This is a genomic window from Streptomyces panaciradicis (assembly GCF_023516615.1).
In the GTDB taxonomy this organism is placed as follows: Bacteria; Actinomycetota; Actinomycetes; order Streptomycetales; family Streptomycetaceae; genus Streptomyces; species Streptomyces panaciradicis.
Genome location: NZ_JAMGBF010000001.1, coordinates 143,128 through 164,830, shown reverse-complemented (window position 1 = coordinate 164,830; position 21,703 = coordinate 143,128). Strand labels below are relative to the sequence as shown.

The 21,703-nt window shown below is 71.8% G+C and carries 20 protein-coding genes; 11 read left to right on the top strand and 9 right to left on the bottom strand.

The window, feature by feature from the left end; translation table 11 throughout:
• Positions 1-3 precede the first annotated feature (3 nt).
• Positions 4-708, bottom strand: coding sequence for a Flp pilus assembly protein CpaB (cpaB, locus tag M8J74_RS00805; RefSeq protein ID WP_249834527.1), 705 nt, complete (start codon positions 706-708; stop codon positions 4-6).
• 81 nt (positions 709-789) lie between these two features.
• Positions 790-1,617, bottom strand: a complete 828-nt coding sequence (locus M8J74_RS00800) for a hypothetical protein (RefSeq protein ID WP_249834618.1) — start codon at positions 1,615-1,617, stop codon at positions 790-792.
• 302 nt (positions 1,618-1,919) lie between these two features.
• Between M8J74_RS00800 and M8J74_RS00795 the strand changes: the two genes are divergently transcribed.
• From M8J74_RS00795 to M8J74_RS00785, 3 genes are all read left to right on the top strand, one after another.
• Positions 1,920-3,620, top strand: a complete 1,701-nt coding sequence (locus M8J74_RS00795; protein WP_249834526.1) for a chitinase — start codon at positions 1,920-1,922, stop codon at positions 3,618-3,620.
• Between the two features lie 79 nt (positions 3,621-3,699).
• Complete coding sequence (locus M8J74_RS00790) at positions 3,700-4,209, top strand: SigE family RNA polymerase sigma factor (protein WP_249834525.1); 510 nt, start codon at positions 3,700-3,702, stop codon at positions 4,207-4,209.
• 41 nt (positions 4,210-4,250) lie between these two features.
• The gene (locus tag M8J74_RS00785) at positions 4,251-5,501 is read left to right on the top strand and encodes a hypothetical protein (RefSeq protein WP_249834524.1); all 1,251 of its coding nucleotides are present in this window, start codon (positions 4,251-4,253) and stop codon (positions 5,499-5,501) included.
• Positions 5,502-5,789: 288 nt separating this feature from the next.
• On the opposite strand, the gene M8J74_RS00780 is transcribed toward M8J74_RS00785, so the two are convergent.
• The 5 genes from M8J74_RS00780 to M8J74_RS00760 form a co-directional block, all read right to left on the bottom strand.
• The gene (locus tag M8J74_RS00780) at positions 5,790-6,353 is read right to left on the bottom strand and encodes a hypothetical protein (RefSeq protein WP_249834523.1); all 564 of its coding nucleotides are present in this window, start codon (positions 6,351-6,353) and stop codon (positions 5,790-5,792) included.
• 75 nt (positions 6,354-6,428) lie between these two features.
• Positions 6,429-7,904, bottom strand: a complete 1,476-nt coding sequence (locus tag M8J74_RS00775; RefSeq protein ID WP_249834522.1) for a GntP family permease — start codon at positions 7,902-7,904, stop codon at positions 6,429-6,431.
• 108 nt (positions 7,905-8,012) lie between these two features.
• Positions 8,013-8,423, bottom strand: a complete 411-nt coding sequence (locus M8J74_RS00770; RefSeq protein WP_249834521.1) for a RidA family protein — start codon at positions 8,421-8,423, stop codon at positions 8,013-8,015.
• Positions 8,420-9,181 carry an IclR family transcriptional regulator gene (locus M8J74_RS00765; RefSeq protein ID WP_249834520.1) on the bottom strand — a complete coding sequence of 254 codons (762 nt, stop codon included), beginning with the start codon at positions 9,179-9,181 and terminating at the stop codon, positions 8,420-8,422. The genes M8J74_RS00770 and M8J74_RS00765 overlap by 4 nt, the downstream gene beginning before the upstream one ends.
• Positions 9,178-10,329, bottom strand: a complete 1,152-nt coding sequence (locus tag M8J74_RS00760) for a sugar kinase (RefSeq protein WP_308405990.1) — start codon at positions 10,327-10,329, stop codon at positions 9,178-9,180. The genes M8J74_RS00765 and M8J74_RS00760 overlap by 4 nt, the downstream gene beginning before the upstream one ends.
• A 136-nt stretch (positions 10,330-10,465) precedes the next feature.
• On the opposite strand from M8J74_RS00760, the gene M8J74_RS00755 reads away from it, so the two are divergent.
• Both M8J74_RS00755 and M8J74_RS00750 read left to right on the top strand, forming a co-directional pair.
• Positions 10,466-11,743: an amino acid deaminase gene (locus tag M8J74_RS00755; RefSeq protein ID WP_249834519.1), complete on the top strand. Its 1,278-nt coding sequence runs from the start codon at positions 10,466-10,468 to the stop codon at positions 11,741-11,743.
• A gap of 12 nt (positions 11,744-11,755) precedes the next feature.
• Positions 11,756-13,387 (top strand): N-acyl-D-amino-acid deacylase family protein, encoded by a 1,632-nt coding sequence (locus tag M8J74_RS00750; protein ID WP_249834518.1) that lies wholly within the window; start codon positions 11,756-11,758, stop codon positions 13,385-13,387.
• 1 nt (position 13,388) lies between these two features.
• Here M8J74_RS00750 and M8J74_RS00745 read toward each other — a convergent pair whose 3' ends face one another.
• Both M8J74_RS00745 and M8J74_RS00740 read right to left on the bottom strand, forming a co-directional pair.
• Complete coding sequence (locus tag M8J74_RS00745; RefSeq protein ID WP_249834517.1) at positions 13,389-14,228, bottom strand: trypsin-like serine peptidase; 840 nt, start codon at positions 14,226-14,228, stop codon at positions 13,389-13,391.
• A gap of 145 nt (positions 14,229-14,373) precedes the next feature.
• Complete coding sequence (locus M8J74_RS00740; protein WP_249834516.1) at positions 14,374-15,048, bottom strand: hypothetical protein; 675 nt, start codon at positions 15,046-15,048, stop codon at positions 14,374-14,376.
• Positions 15,049-15,173: 125 nt separating this feature from the next.
• Between M8J74_RS00740 and M8J74_RS00735 the strand changes: the two genes are divergently transcribed.
• From M8J74_RS00735 to M8J74_RS00710, 6 genes are all read left to right on the top strand, one after another.
• Positions 15,174-16,385, top strand: a complete 1,212-nt coding sequence (locus tag M8J74_RS00735; RefSeq protein WP_058923519.1) for a pyridoxal phosphate-dependent aminotransferase — start codon at positions 15,174-15,176, stop codon at positions 16,383-16,385.
• A gap of 88 nt (positions 16,386-16,473) precedes the next feature.
• Positions 16,474-16,890: an SCO4983 family protein gene (locus M8J74_RS00730; protein ID WP_249834515.1), complete on the top strand. Its 417-nt coding sequence runs from the start codon at positions 16,474-16,476 to the stop codon at positions 16,888-16,890.
• Between the two features lie 271 nt (positions 16,891-17,161).
• Positions 17,162-18,226, top strand: coding sequence for a substrate-binding domain-containing protein (locus tag M8J74_RS00725; protein WP_249834514.1), 1,065 nt, complete (start codon positions 17,162-17,164; stop codon positions 18,224-18,226).
• Positions 18,223-19,452 (top strand): toxic anion resistance protein, encoded by a 1,230-nt coding sequence (locus tag M8J74_RS00720; RefSeq protein ID WP_372500084.1) that lies wholly within the window; start codon positions 18,223-18,225, stop codon positions 19,450-19,452. The genes M8J74_RS00725 and M8J74_RS00720 overlap by 4 nt, the downstream gene beginning before the upstream one ends.
• Complete coding sequence (locus M8J74_RS00715; RefSeq protein WP_249834512.1) at positions 19,449-20,978, top strand: substrate-binding domain-containing protein; 1,530 nt, start codon at positions 19,449-19,451, stop codon at positions 20,976-20,978. The genes M8J74_RS00720 and M8J74_RS00715 overlap by 4 nt, the downstream gene beginning before the upstream one ends.
• Positions 20,965-21,558: a hypothetical protein gene (locus tag M8J74_RS00710; RefSeq protein ID WP_249834511.1), complete on the top strand. Its 594-nt coding sequence runs from the start codon at positions 20,965-20,967 to the stop codon at positions 21,556-21,558. Before M8J74_RS00715 ends, M8J74_RS00710 begins: the two co-directional genes overlap by 14 nt.
• The last annotated feature ends 145 nt before the right edge of the window (positions 21,559-21,703 follow it).

The following is a 21,703-nucleotide window of genomic DNA, read 5'->3' as shown; positions in this document are numbered from 1 at the left end:
GGCTCACTTGTCCTTCGCGAGTTCGTACGTGCGGTCCTTGTCCGGGACCGTCGTGCCGCCGCCCGGTGCGACCAGCGCGAGCCGGACCCGCTGGGCGAACGACTCGGCGTAGGTGATGCGCTGCGCGTCGAGGGTGGAGAGGGCGAAGGTGATGGGGACGGTGTCGGTCGGCTGGTTCTTGCCGGCCTCCGCGGGGTCGAGCGCCTTGATCTCGCCGACGTCCAGCACCTTCGCGTTCGTTACGATGATCTTGGACTCGGCGGGGTCGCCCTGCCGCTGGCCCGCGAAGGTGGCGTAGACGTTGACCGTCGAACCGGGCGTGATCTTGCCCGCCACGCCGGTCGCCGCGTCGATCATGATGGCGACCTCCTGCTGACCGGGCTGCAGGGCCGGCTGGTCCACGATCATGTCGGTCTGGAGCAGGGAGCCCGGCTTCAGCGTGGTGACGGCGATCTTGCCCCGGATGTCGCCGATACGGGTGACCGCGTTGTCCGACAGCCAGCGCTTGGGCATCGAGATCTTCTCGAACTGGTCCGGGCTCAGCTGGGTGTACGGATTGATCTTGGCCTTGACCTGGTACGCCGTGACCTCGGGCCCGACCTTGGACTTCACGTCACCGATGACGGACAGGACGCCGGCGAACGCCGCGAGGGCGCAGACGATCGACAGGACCAGCAGGAGCACGCCGCGGCGCTGACGGGAGTTCATGAACCGTACAACCTCATTGGGGGATATCGGTCGAGCGGATGGGGGGTGTGCGAGCGGTGCGCGGGGCGGTGGGCGGCGGCCTCAGGAGCCTCTCCCGGCGGGGAGCTGCCGGGGGCCGTCCAGGGGTGGTGGCGGGGTGGCGGAGCAGAACACGCAGCGGTCGCCGATCACGTCGATGCCGCACCAGTGGCAGACGCCCTGCCGGACGGACGTGACCAGCTGGTAGAGCACGGAGAGGTCGGGCAGGTAGGCGGCGAACTCGACCAGCTTGTTCGTGCCCCACCAGGCCGCGGACTCGGCGGGCGCCGAAATCTCCCGCAGTCCCTGGGCGTTCCACTGCTTGGCCAGGGTGGCGGTGACCCAGTCCGACTGCAGCTGGCCCTTGGCGACGAGCATCCGGGTGCCGAACTCCGGTCCGGGCAGGGTGGCCCCGGGGCCGAGCTTGACCAGCCGCGGCTCGGGGTGGGCCAGTACGGCGAACTGGCTGCCCGGCACCCAGGACTTCGCGTGCGACTTCAGCCCGACGGGGACGCGGTCCAGCCGGGCCACGGAGCCGAGCAGCGCGCCCGCGTGGATGTAGTGGGTCAGCAGGCGGCCCGCGGAGGCGAGGACGCCCGGGCTGAGGTCGCAGGAGGCGAGCTGGCGCAACTGGCGGGCCAGGACCGCGAGTCCGAGCGGGGGCAGATCGGGCCGGAACAGGGCGATCCGGTCGCTCTCCAGCAGGGAGCGGATCGTGCGCAGCCGTTGCTCGACTCCGGCGGGGGCCGCCTTGGAGCACACGACGACGAGATGGCCGTACTGGTCGATCAAGGCCTGGACGGCCGCCAGCGCCTGGTCGAGAGGCTGACGGTCCAGGTCCGGCAGGACGACTGCGGGCAGGGTCCGTTCGTCCTGCGGCGGCAGCGCCATGTCGGCACTGGTCACGGCAACGGCTGTTGGCACGCGCAGCTCCCCGTGTTGCGCCGTCGGCACACCGGGATTACTCCGGCGCACCGAAATGACTTCACTGCGTGACTACGTCAGCACTGTAACCACGGGCTTGTGACCGGAGAACAGCGTTTGTGCAGCTGATGTGGAACTGCCGCCTCACAAGTGGCGCCAAAACGGGGCACCTTGTGCATCTTGCCGATCCCGAACCGACCCCGGCCCCCGGTCACCGCATTTGGTCTGGACCTCTTGACAGGCGTATTGGTCTGGACCAACTTATTGTCATGTCCCCACAGAGACGATCAGCACGGTTCTGGTCAGGAGCCGTCACCGCCGCCCTCGCCCTCACGTTCCTGGGCACGGGCCAGGCGTCCGCCGCGGACGTCAACAACGCCCAGAACGCCGGCTTCGAGTCGGGTCTGGGCAACTGGACCTGTTCCGCGAGCAGCGGGACGACGGTCTCCTCCCCCGTCCACAGCGGCTCGGCCGCCCTGAAGGCGACACCGGCCGGGCAGGACGACGCCCAGTGCAGCCAGACGGTGGCCGTCAAGCCGGGCTCCACGTACACCCTGAGCGCCTGGGTGCAGGGCGGCTACGCCTTCCTCGGCGTGACCGGCACCGGCACCACCGACGTCTCCACCTGGACCCCCGACTCGTCCTCCTGGAAGCAGCTGTCGACGAGCTTCACCACGGGGGCGTCGACGACGTCCGTGACGGTCTACACCCACGGCTGGTACGGCCAGGCCGCCTACTACGCCGACGACGTCTCGGTCTACGGCCCCGACGGCGGCGGAAACAGCGGCGGCGGGGGCCCGACGGTCCCGTCCGCGCCGGCCGGCCTCGCGGTCTCCGGCACGACGTCCTCGTCCGTGTCGCTGGCCTGGAACACCGTCTCCGGCGCCACCGGCTACAACGTCTACCGCGACGGCACCAAGGTCACGGCCGTGACGGGGACGTCGGCGACCGTGACCGGCCTGGCCGCCGCCACCTCGTACTCCTTCCAGGTCACGGCGACGAACTCGGCCGGCGAGTCGGCGAAGTCCGGGGCGGTCACCGGGACCACGGCCACCTCCGGCGGGGGCGGCGGGGGCGGCGGCACGCTGCCCAAGCACGCCGTCACCGGGTACTGGCAGAACTTCAACAACGGGGCGACGGTCCAGAAGATCTCCGACGTCTCCGCCCAGTACGACATCATCGCCGTGGCGTTCGCGGACGCGACGACGACCCCGGGCGCGGTGACCTTCACCCTCGACTCGGCGGGGCTCGGCGGCTACACCGTCGACCAGTTCAAGGCGGACATCAAGGCCAAGCAGGCCGCCGGGAAGAAGGTGATCGTCTCGGTCGGCGGCCAGAACGGCACGGTGTCGGTGAGCGACTCGGCGTCCGCCACGAACTTCGCCAACTCGGTCTGGTCGCTGATGCAGACCTACGGCTTCGACGGCGTCGACATCGACCTGGAGAACGGGCTCAACGCCACCTACATGTCCCAGGCGCTGCGGGCCCTGTCGGCGAAGGCCGGCTCGTCCCTGATCATCACCATGGCCCCGCAGACCATCGACATGCAGTCGACGTCCGGCTCCTACTTCCAGACCGCGCTGAACATCAAGGACATCCTGACGGTCGTCAACATGCAGTACTACAACAGCGGTTCGATGCTGGGCTGCGACGGCAAGGTGTACGCGCAGGGCTCGGTGGACTTCCTGACCGCCCTGGCCTGCATCCAGCTGGAGGGGGGCCTCGCCCCGTCCCAGGTGGGCCTCGGCCTGCCGGCCTCCACGAGCGCGGCGGGCAGCGGATACGTGTCGCCGACCGTGGTGAACAACGCCCTGGACTGTCTGGCCAAGGGCACCGACTGCGGTTCCTTCAAGCCCTCGAAGACGTACCCCGACCTGCGGGGCGCGATGACCTGGTCGACGAACTGGGACGCCTCGGCGGGCAGTTCGTGGTCCGCTTCGGTGGGAGCGCATGTGCACGCGCTGCCGTAACCGGGGAAAGATGAAACATTTCCCGGGGCCCACCGCATCAATGAAGTGAGAACGGCGCCGGCGGACAGGGGGAACGGGCATGAGACAGGCACGCGCGGACGAGTACGCGGAGTTCGCGGCGGCGCGTGCCGGGCATCTCTACCGTTCCGCCTGTCTGCTCACCGCCGGTGACACGCATCTCGCCGAGGACCTCGTGCAGGAGACCCTCGGCCGGCTGTACGTCCGCTGGGGACGCGTGTCGCGGGTCGGCAACCCCGCCGGGTACGCGCAGACCGTTCTCGCGCGTACGTTCCTCGCCCACCAGCGCCGGCGCAGCAGTTCCGAGCGTGCCACCGACGTGCTGCCCGACCGGGCGCACGACGGCACCGGGGACACACCGCTGCGGCTGACGCTGCTGGAGGCGCTCTCCCGACTGCCCGCGAAGGACCGGGCGGTGGTCGTCCTGCGCTACTGGGAGGACCGCTCCATCGAGGAGACCGCCGACGCCCTGCACGTCAGCTCGGCCGCCGTGCGCACGCGGTGTGTCCGCGCGCTCGGACGGCTGCGCGGGCTGCTGGGCGAGGAGCTCGGCGAGTACGCGCGCCCCTGACCGTCCCCTCTCACCTCACTTCGCGAAACGGTGGTTCCGTCATGCCCGACGTCGAACAGCACAGCGACCCGTTCGAGGAACAGCTCTCCGCCGGCCTGCGCCGCGCCGGCGCCGGGTTCGACGCCGACCGGGCCGCGCTCGTCGCCGCGGGGGCGGTGCGCGGACGGCGCCGGCTGCTCAGGCGGCGGGCCGCCGTCGTGAGCGGGGCGGCCTCCCTGACGCTGGTCGGCCTGGGCGGGGCCCTGCTGCTGCCGGGCGGCGGCGGCAAGGCGCCGCGGGAGGACACCTCCGTGGGCACCTCCGGCCGCTCCGCCACCGCGGCCCCACCGGCCGTCTCCGGCGACGCGCTGATCCGCGCCCTGGAGAAGCTGCTGCCCGCGGGGAAGTTGAGCAAGACGGAGGCGCGCGGCACGGACGAGAAGCCGGGGCCGTACGTGAGCGGCGTGTACGACGACGGCAAGGGCGCGGCGGCGATCTCCGTGAGCCTGGGGCGCGTCCAGCCGGGCAGCGACGAGGCGCGGCAGACCACCCGGTGCCCGGGCAAGGTGTTCGTGCACTACGACGCCTGCGGCACGACCCGGCTGCCGGACGGCTCGGTGGTGATGGTCATGCAGGGGTACGAGTATCCGGACCGCCGGGTGGACACCAAGCTGTGGAGCGCCGAGCTGGTGACGCCCGAGGGCCAGCACGTCGGCGTCATGGAGTGGAACGCGGCGGCCGAGAAGGACGCGCCGGTCACCCGGCCCGAACCGCCCCTGTCGCCCGCCCGGTTGAGGCGGCTCGCGGCGGCGCACGTCTGGCGGGACGCCGTCGACGCGATGCCCGAGGACCCCGGCCGGCCCACCGGGGAGCCGACGCCCACCGCCACCCGGCCCGCCGTGGCGGTCGCCCCGACCCTCGAAAGCCTGCTGCCGAAGGGTCGGTTCACGGTCTCGGAGTCCAGCGGCGACGACACCGGCTTCGGCTATCTCGTCGTCGACGACGGCAAGGGCCGGTGCCTGGTCCAGGTCAACGTCCAGGAGGGCATGTCGGACGTCGCCGGTGAGCTGTTCGGCTCCGGTTCCGAGACACTGCCGGACGGGACGCGGGTCGCCGTGCACCAGGGGCCCAGTGAGAAGGGCGGCTCGGGTGCCGTGATGTGGACCGTCGACACCCTGCGGAGCGACGGCAGGCGGGTGGTGATCAGCGAGCTCAACTCCGGCGCCCCGCACGACGCGGCGACGCGCACCACCCCCGCGCTGACGATCGCGCGGCTGCGGACGATCGCCCTGAGCCCGAAGTGGTGGCCGTAGCCCCGGCGGGCCGACCGCCGGGCCGGTCAGGTGACGGCCGCCCGGGGGCCGGACGAGCCCCCCGGGCGGCCGGACCGAGCGGCACGGCCGTCGCCGACCACAGCCGTCCGCCCCGTACGTATGCCGTGGAAACGGAACCTCACTGTTCTCCGGGTCCGGCATATATGCACGCGCCGCTCACCCGGCCGGGTACAACTTCGCGCGAGGGCAGGGCGGGAGGAAGGGCCGCGCGTACACTGCGCGGCCCTTGACGGAGGAGTGCACGGCGAGCGCGGTGCTCCGCGACCGTCAGTCGGCGTCCTCGGGGGCCTCGGCGTCGGCTCCCTTGTCGTCCTCGTCCTCGAAGTAGGCGTCGAGGACGGCGTCCAACTCGGCCTCCCACTCACTGAAGCGGGACCGGGCCGGCGCCTCGATCTCGATGGGGTACCAGCGGCGCTCGGGAGTGTGCACCGTGATGGTGAACCGCTTGCCGAAGCGAGGGGACTCCGTCTCGACGGCGCCGATCTCGTCCCAGCGGAACTCGCACTCCTGGTCGTCGAGGGACAGGCGTACGCCCCTGTGGTCGGCGACGATTCTGGCGCGGCGGTCGGAGGCCTCGAAGACGGGTCCCTCGGGGGCCTCTTCCTCGTCGCCGTCCGTCGCGGGCTCCTCGACGGCGTCCTTCGCCTCGGCCCCGGCGGCGGTCTCGGTCTCCGCCTCCGCGGTCTCGGCCTCGGCGACTTCGGGCCCGGTGTCCTCCGGCTCTCCGGTCGCGGGCGAGGTGAGCCCGGGGATGAAGGCCGGGTCGAATCCGGCACCCGTGACGGGCTCGCCCTTCAGGGGCTGGCTGCTCGAACCTATGCGCTGCTCCACAGCGGGCAGTATGGTCGACGATCCTGTGCCGGACACAGCCAGCCCCAACTTCGTTATCAGACGCCTACATGCGGCTCACACGAACACACTGACCGCGGCGGCCACCGCGAACCCCGCCACCGACAGCACCGATTCCAGCACCGTCCAGGACTTCAGCGTGTCCCGCTCGCTGATGCCGAAGTACTTCGCCACCATCCAGAAGCCGCCGTCGTTGACGTGCGAGGCGAAGATGGAGCCCGCCGAGATGGCCATGATGACCAGGGCGACGAAGCTCTGGGAGTGGTGGCCCCCGGCGAGGAGCGGGGCGACGATGCCGGCCGTCGTGACGATGGCGACCGTCGCCGAGCCCTGTGCCACCCGCAGCACCACCGAGATCAGGTAGGACAGGACGATCACGGGCAGACCGACGTCGTTGAAGGTGTCGGAGAGGGCCTGGGCGACCCCGCTGGCCTTGAGGACGGCGCCGAAGACACCGCCCGCGCCGACGACCAGGAGGATGTTGCCGACCGGCTTGAGCGAGGCGGTGGAGACGGTCTCCAGGGACCGGCGGGACCAGCCGCGGCGGATGCCGAGGAGGTAGTAGGCGAGGAGCAGGGCGATCGTCAGGGCGACGAAGGGGTGGCCGAAGAACTCGATCACCGAGCGGCCGGTGGAGGGGTCGAGGGCGATCGAGGAGAAGGTCGCGGCCAGGATGAGGATGAGCGGGGTGCCGATGATGCCGAGCACCGTGCCCAGCGGGACCGGCTTCTCCGCCGGCTCCACGCCCGACGCCCGCTGTTCCTCGACGACGGCCTGCCGGGCCTCCGCGGCCGCCTCCACCATGTCCTGCGGTACGGCGACGAAGACGCGGTTGCCGATCCACGCGGAGTACGCCCACGCGGCGAGCACGGCGGGGATGCCGCAGACGACGCCCATGAGGATGACCCACCCGAGGTCGACGTGGAGCAGACCGGCCGCGGCCACCGGGCCGGGGTGCGGAGGCAGGAAGGCGTGGGTCATCGACAGGCCGGCGAGCAGGGGCAGGCAGTAGAGCAGGATCGATTTGCCGCCGCGCTTGGCCGCCGCGTACACGATGGGCGCGAGGACGAAGATGCCGACGTCGAAGAAGACGGGTATGCCGAAGATCAGGCCGGTGAGGCCCATGGCGAGCGGGGCCCGCTTCTCGCCGAACAGGTTCAGCAGCCGGGAGGCGAGCACCTCCGCGCCGCCGCTGACCTCCAGGATCGCGCCGAGCATCGTGCCGAGGCCGATGATGATGGCGACGTGCCCGAGGATGCCGCCCATGCCGGACTCGATCGTGGAGACGGCGTCCGAGCGCTGGACGGTGCCGAAGAGTTCGGTGACGGACAGGCCGGCGAGCAGACCGACGGCTATGGAGACGGCCAGCAGCGCCACGAACGGCTGCAGTCTGACCTTGATGATGAGGAAGAGGAGCAGGGCGATACCGAGGGCGGCGACCGTGAGCAGACCGGCCGTGCCGTCGACGAGGAGGAGCAGACCGCCGGTGTGGGGCGGGGTCTCGGGGGCGGCCGCGGCGAGCGAAGGGGGCATTCGGGGGTCCTCTGGGGTGAGTACATACAGCTTTCGGGCAGGGGAGATCGCGGCACGGCACCGGGTGAGGTGCCGTGCCGTGTGGGCCGTGCGGGAGGTGAGGGGGCGTCAGCCGAGGACGGCGAGCGCGTCGATCTCGATGAGGAGGCCGGCGGGCAGACCGACGTAGACCGTCGTGCGCGCGGCGGGCGGCTGGGTGAGCCGCTGCTCCTCGAAGTAGGCGTTGTAGAGGTCGTTCATCTCGGCGAAGTGGTCGACGTCGGTGAGGTAGACGCGGATCATCATCACGTCGTCCCAGCTCGCGCCGCCCTCCTCAAGGATCGCCTTGACGTTGGCGAGGGTCTGGAGGGTCTGCTCGCGCAGGGTGGGGCCGGCGGGCGTGGGCGGCTTGCCCTCCTCGGCCGGCAGGAAGCCGACCTGGCCCGCCACCTGGAGGATGTTGCCCTTGCGCACGCCGTGGGAGAACTTGGCGGGCGGGGTGGTGTGGGTGCTGGGCGTGAGGGCGGTCTTGTCCGTCATGCGGGGTCCTTTACTGTATTTCTGCCCGAGTACTCGCCGCTGATCGCGTCGGCCGTGCGGCGCACCAGCGGGAGCAGGGTGAGGAGTTCTTCGGCGGTGACGACGACGTTCGGCGCGGACACCGACATCGCGGCGACGACCCGGCCGTCGGCGCCGCGGACGGGGGCCGCGACGCAGTTGATGGACTCCTCGTGGCCGCCGAGGTCGGTGGCCCAGCCCTGTTCGCGCACCTTCTCCAACTCCCGCAGGAAGGCTGCGGGGTTGGGGGTGGAACGGGACGTGTACATGGGGTAGTCGAGCCGGTCGGCGAGGGCCCGCCGCTCGGCCTCGGGAAGGTCGGCGAGCAGGAGCTTGGCGACGGCCGCGACGGTGATGGCGACGGGCTTGCCGATCCGCGAGTACATCCGCACCGGGTAGCGGCTCTCCACCTTGTCGATGTAGAGCACCTCGTCCTCCTCGTACACGGCGAGGTGAACGGTGTGCCCGCACTGTTCGTTGAGGCGTACGAGGTGGGGGTGGGCGATCTCGCGGATGTCGAGGTTCTCCATCGCCTCCTGGGCGAGGGCGATGAGACGGGCGCCGAGGCGGTAGCGCTGGTCGGACTGGCGGTAGACCATGCCGTGCTCGTGGAGCGTGCGCAGGAGCCTCAGGGCCGTGGACTTGTGCACGCCGAGGCGGTCGGCGACCTGGCCGAGGTCGGCGGGGCCCTCGGCGAGCAGCGGCAGGATGCTGAGCGCGCGGTCGACGGTCTGGCTCATGGGGTGCGTACCTCCTCCGGGGCCTTGCCGGCTTGCGTCCAGCCGGGGCCGAGTCGAAGTCTCTCCCAGGTGCCGTCGTCGAGGGCGGCGAGGTGGTCGGCGTGTGCGCGGGCGGGGGGCGGCGCGAGGTCGCCGGGCACGGTGAGGGCGGCGGCGGCCCAGAGGTGACCGTGGCGCAGACGGGTCTTCACGGGCAGGCCGCGCAGGGTGGCGGACAGGAACCCCGCGGCGAAGGCGTCCCCGGCGCCGGTGGTGGCCAGGACGTCCACGGCAAGGGCGGGGACGAAGGTGTCGGCCGGCTGCGGCTGGGCGGGGGGCGTGATCGCTTGCCCGCGCCGGCGGGGTGCCGCCGCGCCCACCCGTGCCGCCCCAGCGGCACGAATGCCCGCGGCTTCGGGGCCCGCGGCCGACACGAACGCGGTGGCCCCCTTCGCCGCTTGCTTCACCACCAGCACGCCCGGCTCGGGCAGCGCCGACCGGATCTCCGCCGGGCCACCCGTGATCCCCCACGCCTCCTCCGCCTCGTCCTCCCCGACGAAGACGATGTCGGCTCCTCGCGCCAGTTCCAGCAGCACCCGGGGGCCGTCGGCGTCCGGCCACAGCCCCGCCCGGTGGTTGACGTCGAAGGAGACGAGGGGCCGGCCCGGCGCGGGGGCCGTCAGCGCGCGCACCAGCTCCAGGCAGCCGGGCGACAGCGCGGCCGTGATCCCCGACAGGTGCAGCACGCGGGCCGCCCGTACCGCCGCCTGGTCCACCGCGTCCGCGGTCATGGCCGAGGCGGCGGACCCGGCGCGGTAGTAGGCGACCTCGTGCGCGTCCGTCGACCGGTCCCCCGCCGTACGGAAGTACACCCCCGTGGGGCGCGAGGGGTCCCGTGCCACCGAGGAGACGTCGACCCCGAACCCGCCGATCGTCTCCACGAGGTGGTCCCCGAACCCGTCCGCGCCGACCCGGCTGACCCAGCGCACCGCGTGGCCGGCGGCGGCCAGTGCGCACGCCACGTTCGACTCGGCCCCGCCGATCCCCCGCTCGAACGACGGGACGTCGGCGAGGCGGCCCGGGCGGGTGGGCAGGAAGGTGACCATGGACTCGCCGAGCGCGACGACGTCCACGACGTCGGGGGCGTTGCGGGGTCCGTCGGCGGTCACGATCGTCGTGGCTCCCAGGTGAGTTGCGGGTGACGGCTTTTCGTTGACCCGGCGTTGGCCGAGATGCTAGACAGCAGTGAGCGACATACGCAATGAGCATTGCATTGAATGCAACGCACCTGATCAGGGAGGCTGTATGGCCCGCGACACCGGTTCCGAAGCGCTCGCCCGCCTCGCGGAGGAACGCGTCGACCACCGCTTCAAGGGCCTCCCCCCGGACGCCGACGGCCTGACGGTCGGCGAGCTCGCCGCCCAGCGCCGCAACCTGTTCACCGGCGGCTTCACCACGCCCGTCCTCGCGCTGTCCGCCGAGCGCCTGGAGCACAACCTGGCGCTCATGGAGACGTACGCCGTCCGGCACGGCCTGGCGTTCGCCCCGCACGGCAAGACCTCGATGGCGCCCCGGCTGTTTCGGCAGCAGATCGACCGGGGGGCGTGGGGCATCACGCTCGCCGTGCCCCACCAGGTGCGCGTGGCACGGGAGTTCGGCGTCCAGCGGGTCTTCCTCGCCAACGAGCTCGTCGACCCGGCCGCGCTGCGGTGGATCTCCGCCGAACTCGACGCCGACCCCGGCTTCCGGCTCGTCTGCTACGTCGACTCCGTGCGCGGCGTCGAACTGATGGACGCGGCCCTCGCCGGCGCGCGACGCCCCCTCGACGTCGTCGTCGAGCTCGCCGCCGGGGAGGGCGCCCGGACCGGCGTCCGCACGGAGGGCGAGTGCGCGGCCGTCGCGGACGCGGTCGCCGCCACCCGCACGCTCCGGCTCGTCGGCGTCGCCGGGTACGAGGGCGAGGTGCCGCGGGCCGACCCGGAACGGGTGCACGCCTGGCTGCGGCGGCTGGTCGCGCTCGCCGTCGCCTTCGACGAGGCGGGGCGGTTCGCGGGGCTGGACGAGATCGTCGTCAGCGCGGGCGGCAGCGCCTGGTTCGACGCGGTGGCCGACGTCTTCGCGCAGATCCCCGAAATGTCGGCGCCCGTACTGAAGTTGCTGCGCTCCGGCGCCTACGTTTCGCACGACGACGGCCACTACCGCAAGCTCACGCCGTTCAACCGGGTCCCGGAGGAGGGCGCCCTGGAGCCGGCGTTCCGCCTGTGGGCGCAGGTCGTCTCCCGTCCCAGTGCCGAGCAGGCCTTCGTCAACGCGGGCAAGCGGGACGCGGCCCACGACCTCGACCTGCCGTTCGCCCAGGTCGTGCGGCGGGACGGGACCGAGCGCCCGGCCACCGGCGTCTCGGTGACCGCCCTGTCCGACCAGCACGCGTGGCTGCGGACCACCGACGAGGCGGACCTGGAGGTCGGAGACTGGGTGGGGATGGGGCTGTCCCATCCGTGCACGTCCTTCGACAAGTGGCAGCTCATCCCGCTGGCCGAGGCGGACGGCACGGTCGTCGACTACATCCGCACGTTCTTCTAGAGGGGGCCCGCCGTGGAAGAGCTCGTCATCCGGGACGCCGACGTCGTGGACGGCAGCGGTGAGCCGTCGTACCGCGCGGACGTGGTGATCGACGGCGGCCGGATCGTCTCGATCGTGAAGGAAGCCGCGGCGGCCGGCTGCCAGCGGCCCGAGGCGCGCCGGGAGCTGGACGCCGAAGGGCTCGTGCTGTCCCCCGGTTTCATCGACATGCACGCCCACAGCGACCTCGCCCTGCTGCGCGACCCCGACCACAGCGCGAAGGCCGCGCAGGGGGTCACCCTGGAGGTCCTGGGCCAGGACGGGCTGTCGTACGCGCCGGTCGACGACCGCACCCTCGCCGAGGTCCGCCGGACGATCACCGGCTGGAACGGCCCGGGCGACGACATCGACTTCGACTGGCGTTCGGTGGGCGAGTACCTGGACCGCCTCGACCGGGGCATCGCCGTGAACGCGGCCTATCTGATCCCCCAGGGGACCGTGCGGATGCTCGCCGTCGGCTGGGAGGACCGCGAGGCCACGCCCCGGGAGCTGGACCGGATGCGGCAGCTGGTCGCCGAGGGCATGGAGCAGGGCGCGGTCGGCATGTCCTCGGGGCTGACCTACACGCCCGGCATGTACGCCAAGGACGCCGAACTGACCGAGCTGTGCCGGGTGGTGGCCTCCTACGACGGCTACTACTGCCCCCACCACCGCTCCTACGGGGCGGGCGCCCTGGAGGCGTACGCGGAGATGGTGGACCTGACCCGGGAGGCCGGCTGCTCCCTCCATCTCGCCCACGCCACGATGAACTTCGGCGTGAACGAGGGCCGGGCGCCCGAACTGCTGGCGCTGCTGGACGACGCGCTGGCGTCCGGCGCGGACATCACGCTGGACACCTACCCCTACACCCCCGGCTGCACGACCCTGGCGGCGATGCTGCCCAGCTGGGCGAACGAGGGTGGTCCGGAGGCGGTCCTGAAGCGCCTGGCGGACGACGACACGGCCGAGCGCATCCGGCACCACCTGGAGGCCGTGGGTTCGGACGGCTGCCACGGCGTGCCCATCGACTGGGACACCATCGAGATCTCCGGGGTGAGCGAGCCGGAGCTGGCCGGCTTCGTGGGCCGCAGCGTGCGGGAGTCGGCCGAGCTGCGGGGCGAGAGCCCGTGGGCGACCGCCCGGTACCTGCTGCTGCGCGACCGGCTGGGCTCGACGATCCTGCAGCACGTCGGCCACGAGGAGAACGTGCGCACGATCATGCGGCACCCGGTCCACACCGGCGGCTCGGACGGCATCCTGCAGGGCAGCAAGCCCCATCCGCGCGCCTTCGGCACCTTCCCCCGCTATCTCGGCCACTACGTGCGGGAGCTGGGCGTGCTGTCGCTGGAGGAGTGCGTGGCCCACCTCACCTCGCGTCCGGCGGCGCGGCTGCGGCTGGAGGACCGGGGCCTGGTCCGCGAGGGGTACCGCGCCGACCTGGTCCTGTTCGACCCGGAGACGGTGGCGGCGGGAGCGACGTACGAGCATCCGCGGACGCTGCCGAGGGGCATTCCGTACGTCTTCGTCGACGGCCGCTTCGTGATCGAGGACGGGCGGCGGACGGACGTGCTGGCGGGGCGGGCGGTCCGTCGCAGTCCCGTACGACGGAACGCCACCCGCGGCTGAGCTACGGCTTGGGCAGGGTGCAGCCGCTCGCGCTCAGGTTCAGCTTGTTGCCCGTGGTGAAGCAGGCCGGGATCTGGTAGGTCTCCTCGGCGTAGTTGATGCCCTGGCGGACGGTGACGTTGCCGCTCGCGTCGACCTCGCACGGGTTGTTCTCCGTGCAGCGCTCGCCGTCCTCGTTGCCGGTGTTGTTGACGGCGACGACCTTGCCGGTGGCGTTGTCGATCACCGGCGAGCCGGAGGTGCCGCCGATGGTCTGGCAGGCGGAGGTGTAGCGGACCGAGTCCTTCCAGGTCCAGTCGCCCTCCTTCAGGCGGTAGACGAAGCCGTCGATGTTGCAGGCGTAGGTCCGCTTCCAGTAGCCGGAGACGACCGTGATCGCGGTGCCGGCCGTGGGGTGCGTGTCCTGCACGGTCAGCGGGCTGATGCCGTACGAGCTCCTGATCGCGGAGTACGTGGTCGTCAGCCGGTAGATGGTGACGTCCGTGTCGGTCATCGTCGAGTAGACGACCTGGTTGGCCCGCAGCGTGGCGATACGGCTGCCGGAGGAGTTCAGCAGTCCGAAGGAGCGGCTGGAGGACTGGCCGGTGATGACCTCGCCGGGCGACGGGAAGCCGGTCTCCAGGCAGTGGCCGTTGGTCATGACCAGCGCCGGGTCGGTGTCCGCGGAGTTGGGGAAGCGGATGACCGAGCCGGAGCAGTTGCTGAGCGAGACGGTGCCGGCGAAGTTGACGGCCTGCAGGGTGGGTGCGGCGCTGTCCTTGACGGGCGCCGCGACCGCGGGTGCCGCGCCGGCCCCGGCCAGTACCAGGGCGGTGACGACGGCGCCGAGAGGCTTCTTCATGTGGGGGTCCCCTCTTACGACTTGGGCGACCGGAGGTCTTCCGGTCGCCCGCGTATTTGTCATGGGCATTGTGAGGGGAGAGGGGTGGCGGGGCAAGGAGTCGTTTCAGGACCGCGGCAGGGAGGGGCTTTGCGCCACCGACCGATTACCGGGGCCGCTTGCCGTGACCGGGGTTGTTGCCGGAGTTGCCGGGCGCGTAGGTCGTCTCGACGGGGTCGGACCCGGACGTGGTGGCGGGGGCGGAGGGCTGCGGAGAGGCCGTGGCGGTGACCGTCGGGCTCGCGGACGGGGTCGTGTCCCCGGGCGTCGCGGCGTCCTTCGCGGGCGTCGCGGAGGTCGGCGCGCCGCCGGTGGACGCGGGTGCGTCGCCGCTCGCGGCGGACTCCTCCTGGCCGGTGGGCGCGGGCAGGTCGGTGGCCGACGGCCCCGGGTGCGTCTCCTTCCCGCCGGTCCCGCCCGCGGAGGCGCCCGAGAAGGAGAACCCGGCGATCACGGCGGCGACCGACACGGCGCCCACCGCGCCCGCGACCGCGGCCCGCGGCGAACGCCAGCGGCTGGGCCGGCGCCGGGCACGGTGGCCGGGGGCGGTGCGCGGCCGGGGACGGTCGGCGTCCGGCACCACGGCGGGCAGCCGGGCCGTCTCGTCGTAGGCGTTCTGCCAGCCGTGCGCGGCGGCGGGGTCGGCGTACTCCTCGTAGGAGGGCGCCGGCTGCTGTTGCGGGTGGTACACACTCGGCGGGTCCTGCACACCACCGTCCACCGGAGGGTGGGTGACGCCCGTCCCCTGCGCCCCGTTCTCGTACTCGGCTGGCCTCGACATGGCCGCGCATTGTAGAGACGGGTGGGGCCGCCGAGACAGCTACCGGCGATAACAGCACAAACCACGCGTCTCACGTGGCGGAAAACACGGCCCGAAAGGCGTTACCGGGCCGTAAGCTCCCTGACATGCAGGTGATCCAGTCGACGAAGCTCGCCAACGTCTGTTACGAGATCCGCGGTCCGGTGCTCGAGGAGGCGATGCGGCTGGAGGCGGCCGGGCACCGCATCCTCAAGCTGAACACCGGCAATCCGGCGGCGTTCGGCTTCGAGTGCCCGCCGGAGATCCTGGAGGACGTCCTCAGGAACGTCTCCTCCGCGCACGGCTACGGCGACGCGAAGGGCCTGCTGGCCGCGCGCCGGGCGGTCGTCATGCACAACCAGACCCTCGGCATCGAGACCGACGTCGAGCACGTCTTCATCGGCAACGGCGTCTCCGAGCTGATCGTGATGGCGATGCAGGGGCTCCTGGACGACGGCGACGAGGTCCTCGTACCGGCCCCCGACTACCCGCTGTGGACGGCCGCGGTGTCGCTGTCGGGCGGCACCGCCGTGCACTACCGCTGCGACGAGCAGTCCGACTGGATGCCCGACCTCGCCGACGTCGAGCGCAAGGTCACCGACCGCACCAAGGCGATCGTCATCATCAACCCCAACAACCCGACGGGGGCCGTCTACGACGAGGCGGTCATCAAGGGGCTCACCGACATCGCCCGCCGCAACAACCTGCTGGTCTGCTCCGACGAGATCTACGACAAGATCCTCTACGACGGCGCCACCCACACCCCGACGGCCGCGGTCGCCCCGGACCTGCTGACCCTGACCTTCAACGGCATGTCGAAGGCCTACCGGGTGGCCGGGTACCGGGTCGGCTGGATGTCGATCTCCGGGCCGCGGGCCCACGCCGACTCCTACATCGAGGGCCTGACGATCCTCGCGAACATGCGGCTGTGCGCGAACATGCCGGGTCAGCACGGCGTGGTCGCCGCGCTCAGCGGCCGTCAGTCCATCAACGACCTGGTGCTGCCGGGCGGCCGGCTGAAGGAGCAGATGGACACCGCGTACGAGCTGCTCACGCAGATCCCCGGCGTGAGCTGCGTACGGCCCAAGGGCGCCCTGTACCTGTTCCCGCGGCTCGACCCCAAGGTGTTCAAGATCAAGGACGACCGGCGGATGGTGCTGGACCTGCTGCGCAACGAGAAGATCATGGTCGTGCAGGGGACCGGCTTCAACTGGCCCGAGCACGATCACTTCCGGGTCGTGACCCTGCCGACGGTCACGGACCTGAGGGACGCCATGGGCCGGATCGGACGCTTCCTGGACGGCTACGGTCAGCCGTAAACCTCCACCGCCCCTGATCTTTGCAGTTCACTCAACTTTAGACGGAATCTAAGCTAGGATGGCTTCCTGACAGCACAGGAGGCCATCCATGTACGAACCGATCCGCACCAAGTCGGTCCACAGCACGATGGCCGGCACGACCTCCGACTTCCCCCACCGCTCCCGCGAGGAGGAGCTGGACATCCAGCTCGCCGGTCATCTCGCGGCCCTGCTGACCGTGACGGACGAGCTGCGGGCGGTGGCCCCCTCCCCCGGCCTCGACGAGGCGGCGGAGCGGCTCGCCCGGCAGGTGGCCCGGCTGCGCGGCGGCGCGACGCCGGCCCGGCTGACGTCCGCGCCGTCCGACGCCGACGTCACGGCCCTGCACGAGCGGGCTCACGCCCTCGCGGGCCGCGCCCTGGTCGTGGCGGCCTCCCGCGCCGACACGGCGGCGGCGATCCTCGCCGCCGAGCAGATGGACGTCCACGCGGCCGCGCTGGAGCCGTGCGAGCTGGCGTCCACCTGAGCCCCGCTTCCCCGCGGGGCTCTCTCTGACGGCCCCGGTCCGCGTGCACCCGCAGCGACGCGCGGACCGGGTGCCATGCACTGCGTCGGCTTGAGCGGGGGCGCCTTGTCGCCGTAGGGCGCCTGCTCGTCGGCGGGTGCGGGTTCGTCGTGGCTTGTCGCGCAGTTCCCCGCGCCCCTCAGGGGCGCGTTGCAGGGCCGGGGCAGGTATGTCACCCCCCGTTCATGCTTGACGGCGGGGAATGTTGGGTTCCGCGAGCACTCTCCACGGCGTGAGACGCATCGTAGGGATCGTCCTCGCGGTCGTGTTGATGGGTGGCGTGGTGGCTGCCGTCCTCGCGGGCCGGGAAGCGGACGACAAGGGCACGGCAACGAAGACCGTGCGCATGGTGATCGGGTCGGAGAAGGCCGAGTACTTCGCCGACCCCGCAGTGGTGAAGGCCCTCGCCGCCAAGGGCTACACCGTGAAGGCCGAGACCTCGGGGTCCTGGGCCATGGAGGGACTCGATCTCAAGGGCTACGACCTGGCCTTCCCGTCCAGCCAGGCGCCCGCCGTCGAACTGGCCGCCCGCCACCGGGTGCGCGGCACCCTCCCGCGGCCCTTCTACTCGCCGCTCGTCGTCGTGGCCCACCGCAGCGCCGCCCAGGTCCTCGCGGCGAACGGCCTGGCGACCCTCGACACCGGACACCGCGGCACGGTGCGGATGACCGCCCTGCTGGACGCCGCCCGCCACGACCGGACCTGGCAGCAGCTCAAGGGGGCGAGCAAGTACGGCGAGTTGAGCGGAACCCTGTTCATCTCCAGCACCGACCCGGAGTCCTCCAACTCCGGCGCCCTCTACCTCGCCGCCGCCTCCTACGTGGCCAACGGCGGCCGGGTCGTCGCCGACAGGAGCGGCCTCGACCGCACGGGACCGCTGCTGAAGAAGCTCGTCACCGTGCAGGGCGCCCAGCAGACCGGCTCGGACGCGGTCTTCCGGGACTTCGTCAGCGGGGCCGGCAACCCGCTGGTCTGGGTCTACGAGTCGCAGGTCGCCTCGCTGCTCGCGGGCGGACAGAAGCCCGACGACCTGGTGGTGCTCTACCCGGACACCACGGTCGACAGCGACCACACCGTCGTACCGCTGACGGACGACGGCAAGGCACTCGCCGAACTCCTCAGCACGGACAAGGAGTTGCGGCGGCTCGCGGTGCGGCACGGGTTCCGGCCGCAGGGCGACGCGTCCGAGTTCGCCACGGACACCACCTACCTCAGGCAACGACTGACCGGCGTCCGGCAGGCGCCCGTGCCCACCTCCGCGGTGCTGCACGAGATGGCGCGCCGGGCGCGCGGATGAACGGGGGCACTTCTGTGAACGGCTTCGACGACACAGCTCAGCACAGCCATCAGCCCACCCTCAGCGGGGACGACGTCTTCACACTGACCCCGCCCGACGCGGTCGCGCCCGTGCCGCGGGACAAGGCCGGCGGACTCGTGCCGGTGGACGACGGCGTCCGCGCCGACATGGCCGCCAAGGCCTCCGCCTACGTCGCCGGGCTCGCCGCCCTCGACGCCCGCTCGCCGGAGTTCGCCGGCAAGGTCGGCGAGATCACCAGCCTGGGCGCCGGCGAGATGCGGTCCGCGGCCGCGCAGTCCAACCGGATGCTGGAGCGGACCGTCCGCAGCCTGCCGGGCAAGGGCGGGGACGCCCCGTCGAAGGTCGCCGGCTCGCTGGTCGAACTCCGGCGGGTCGTCGAGGACCTGGACCCCCGGGACCTGCCCGCGGGCAAGGGACGCAAGCTCCTCTCCCGGCTGCCCGGCGGGAACAGGCTGCGCGACCACGTCGCCAAGTACGCCTCCGCGCAGGGCACCTTGAACAGAATCGTGGGCTCGCTGCGCGGCGGCCAGGACGAACTGCGCCGGGACAACGCCGCGTTGCAGACCGAGCGGGTCCGCCTGTGGGAGACCATGGGCAAGCTGCAGGAGTACGTCGTGCACACCGAGGCCCTGGACGCGGCCGTGGAGCAGCACATCGCCGGCGTCGCGGACCCCGACACGGCCGACGGTCTGCGGGCCGACGTGCTCTTCCCGGTCCGGCAGAAGCACCAGGACCTGCTCACCCAGCTCGCGGTGTGCGCCCAGGGCTACCTCGCCATGGACGTCGTACGCCGCAACAACGACGAACTGATCAAGGGCGTCGACCGGGCCGCCACGACCACCGTGTCCGCCCTGCGCATCTCGGTGATGCTGGCGTCCGCGCTGGACAACCAGAAGAAGGTCGTCGAGCAGGTCAACGCCCTGCGCGGGACCACGGAGGACCTGATCCGGGGGAACGCGGAGATGCTGGCCACGCAGAGCGGGGAGATCCAGCGGATCGCCGCGGACCCGGCCGTGGGGGCCGAGACCCTGCGCGCCGCGTTCCAGCAGATCTACCGGACGCTGGACGCGATCGACACCTACAAGGTCCAGGCGACCGAGGCGATGGCGACGACCGTGGAGAACCTGACGGCCGAACTCCAGTCCGCGAGCGCCTACTTGGAGCGCAGCCGGTCGCGGGGCGCCCTGGAAGGGGGTCTCGCGTGAGACGCACGCTCACCGCCGTCCTGTCGGCGGCCGCCCTGCTGAGCGCGTGCAGCACGGCCCACAAGGACGACCCCGCCGCCCCCGAGCCCGGCGCCCTGCGCGTCCTCGCCTCCAGCGAGCTCGCCGACATGGCGCCCGTCCTGGAGCAGGTCCGCAAGGACACCGGGCTCCGGGTCCGCCCCACCTACATGGGCACCCTCGACGCCGTGAACCTGCTGGCGTCCGGCCGGGCGGACGGCCGCTACGACGCCGTGTGGCTGTCGTCGGACGACTATCTGCGGCTGCGCCCCGAGGCGGCGAGGAAGGTCGTCTCGGAGACACCGGTCATGTCGAGCCCGGTGGCCGTCGGCGTCCGGACGGCCACCGTGCGGGCGCTCGGCTGGCAGCCGCGGAACGTCACCTGGTCCCAGGTGGAAAAGGCCGTACAGGACGGAAGACTGACCTACGGCATGACGGACCCGGCCCGCTCCAACTCCGGTTTCTCCACCCTGATCTCGGTCGCCTCCGCGCTCTCCGGCGCCCAGTCGGCACTCACCGACGCGGACGTGGCGAAGGCGACTCCCCGTCTGAAGGAGTTCTTCCAGGGGCAGAAGCTGACGTCGGGTTCGTCGGGCTGGCTGGCGACGGCGTACAAGCGGCGGGCGAACGTCGACGCGCTCCTCAACTACGAGTCCGTCCTCGCGGGCATCCCCGGCCTGACCGTGATCCGCCCCAAGGACGGCGTGGTGACGGCCGACTACCCGCTCTCCTCGCTCGCCGGCACCGGCGCGGCGACCCGCGAGGAGGTCCGCCGTCTGACCGAGGCGCTGCGCACGCCGGCGATCCAGCGGCGGATCACCACCACGACCCACCGCCGCCCGGTGATCCCGTCCGTGCCGCCCGCGCCCGGCCTCGACACCGCCCGCCGCCGCGAACTGCCCTTCCCGGGCTCCCGTTCCGTCGCCGACGGCCTGCTGCACTCCTATGAGAACGAGCTGCGCCGCCCCTCCCGCACCGTCTACGTCCTCGACACCTCCGGCTCGATGGACGGCGACCGGCTGGCCCGGCTGAAGCGGGCCCTGACCGACCTCACGGGCGACTTCCGCGAGCGTGAGGCGGTGACGCTGATGCCGTTCGGTTCCGGAGTCAAGAGCGTGCGCACGCACGTGGTCGACCCGGCCGACCCCAAGGCCGGACTCGACGCGATTCGCGCGGACACCGGGGCCCTGTCCGCCGACGGCGACACCGCGATCTACACCTCGCTGGAGAAGGCGTACGGGCATCTCGGCACCGACCGCGACACGTTCACGTCGATCGTGCTGATGACGGACGGCGAGAACACGACGGGCGCGAAGGCCGCGGAGTTCGACGCCTTCTACCGCTCGCTGCCCGCCGGCCGGCGGGAGATCCCGGTCTTCCCGATCCTCTTCGGCGACTCCGACCGCAAGGAGCTGTCCCACATCGCCGACCTGACCGGCGGCCGCCTCTTCGACGCCCGGCAGGGCTCGCTGGACGGCGCCTTCGAGGAGATCCGTGGCTATCAGTGAGTACCTGGAGTCCCGCAAGAACATCGCGGGCAGCGTGTGCGGTCTCGCCGGCCTCGCGCTCACCTTCACGGGTCTGGCGGGCCCCTACTGGCCGGTGGTGGTCGCCGGCCTCTACGGCGCCGGCGCCCTGATCGCCCCACCGGAACGCCCGCCGCTGCCGGACTTCCCGTCGCCATCGGCCCAACTGGAGGAGCTGCGGGCCGACTTCGGGAAGCTGTGCGCCTACCTGGCGGAGGTCGACCTGCCCCCGGCCGCCGCGGGCCGCCTCACGGAACTGACGGACCTGCTCACGGCCCTGCTGGACCCGGGCCGGCCGTCCGAACTCCTCGCCCACGACCCGGAGGGCGTCCACACCCTGTCCCGGACGGTACGGCAGGACATCCCCGAGGCGGTCGACAGCTACGTACGCACCCGCTGGTGGACCCGCCTCACCCCGGGCACCGACCCCCCGGAACGCCACCTGGAGCGACAGCTCACCCTCCTGCAGGAGGAGGCGGAGACCCTGGCCGCGGCGCTGCGAGAGACAGAGGCCCGCCGCCAGGAAACCCACACCCGCTACTTGGAAGAACGTTCACCATAGTGTCTAAGGGGCGCGGGGAACTGCGCGACAAGCCCCCACCGGGCCGCACCCGAAAACGACGAAGGCCTGTCCCGCTCTTCCCGTCGGGGCGGACGGGAGAACAGGGACAGGCCCGAGCCCCGCACGCCATTGTGCGCGGCCTCGC

What these genes read in the sequence shown, in the direction of transcription:
- M8J74_RS00790 (WP_249834525.1), top strand. Translation starts at nt 3,700, where the DNA reads ATGAGACAGGCACGCGCGGACGAGTACGCGGAGTTCGCGGCGGCGCGT.
- M8J74_RS00785 (WP_249834524.1), top strand. Translation starts at nt 4,251, where the DNA reads ATGCCCGACGTCGAACAGCACAGCGACCCGTTCGAGGAACAGCTCTCC.
- M8J74_RS00720 (WP_372500084.1), top strand. Translation starts at nt 18,223, where the DNA reads ATGAACGGGGGCACTTCTGTGAACGGCTTCGACGACACAGCTCAGCAC.
- M8J74_RS00765 (WP_249834520.1), bottom strand. Translation starts at nt 9,181, where the DNA reads ATGAGCCAGACCGTCGACCGCGCGCTCAGCATCCTGCCGCTGCTCGCC.
- M8J74_RS00770 (WP_249834521.1), bottom strand. Translation starts at nt 8,423, where the DNA reads ATGACGGACAAGACCGCCCTCACGCCCAGCACCCACACCACCCCGCCC.
- M8J74_RS00735 (WP_058923519.1), top strand. Translation starts at nt 15,174, where the DNA reads ATGCAGGTGATCCAGTCGACGAAGCTCGCCAACGTCTGTTACGAGATC.
- M8J74_RS00730 (WP_249834515.1), top strand. Translation starts at nt 16,474, where the DNA reads ATGTACGAACCGATCCGCACCAAGTCGGTCCACAGCACGATGGCCGGC.
- M8J74_RS00755 (WP_249834519.1), top strand. Translation starts at nt 10,466, where the DNA reads ATGGCCCGCGACACCGGTTCCGAAGCGCTCGCCCGCCTCGCGGAGGAA.
- M8J74_RS00795 (WP_249834526.1), top strand. Translation starts at nt 1,920, where the DNA reads ATGTCCCCACAGAGACGATCAGCACGGTTCTGGTCAGGAGCCGTCACC.
- M8J74_RS00740 (WP_249834516.1), bottom strand. Translation starts at nt 15,048, where the DNA reads ATGTCGAGGCCAGCCGAGTACGAGAACGGGGCGCAGGGGACGGGCGTC.
- cpaB (WP_249834527.1), bottom strand. Translation starts at nt 708, where the DNA reads ATGAACTCCCGTCAGCGCCGCGGCGTGCTCCTGCTGGTCCTGTCGATC.
- M8J74_RS00775 (WP_249834522.1), bottom strand. Translation starts at nt 7,904, where the DNA reads ATGCCCCCTTCGCTCGCCGCGGCCGCCCCCGAGACCCCGCCCCACACC.
- M8J74_RS00745 (WP_249834517.1), bottom strand. Translation starts at nt 14,228, where the DNA reads ATGAAGAAGCCTCTCGGCGCCGTCGTCACCGCCCTGGTACTGGCCGGG.
- M8J74_RS00800 (WP_249834618.1), bottom strand. Translation starts at nt 1,617, where the DNA reads ATGGCGCTGCCGCCGCAGGACGAACGGACCCTGCCCGCAGTCGTCCTG.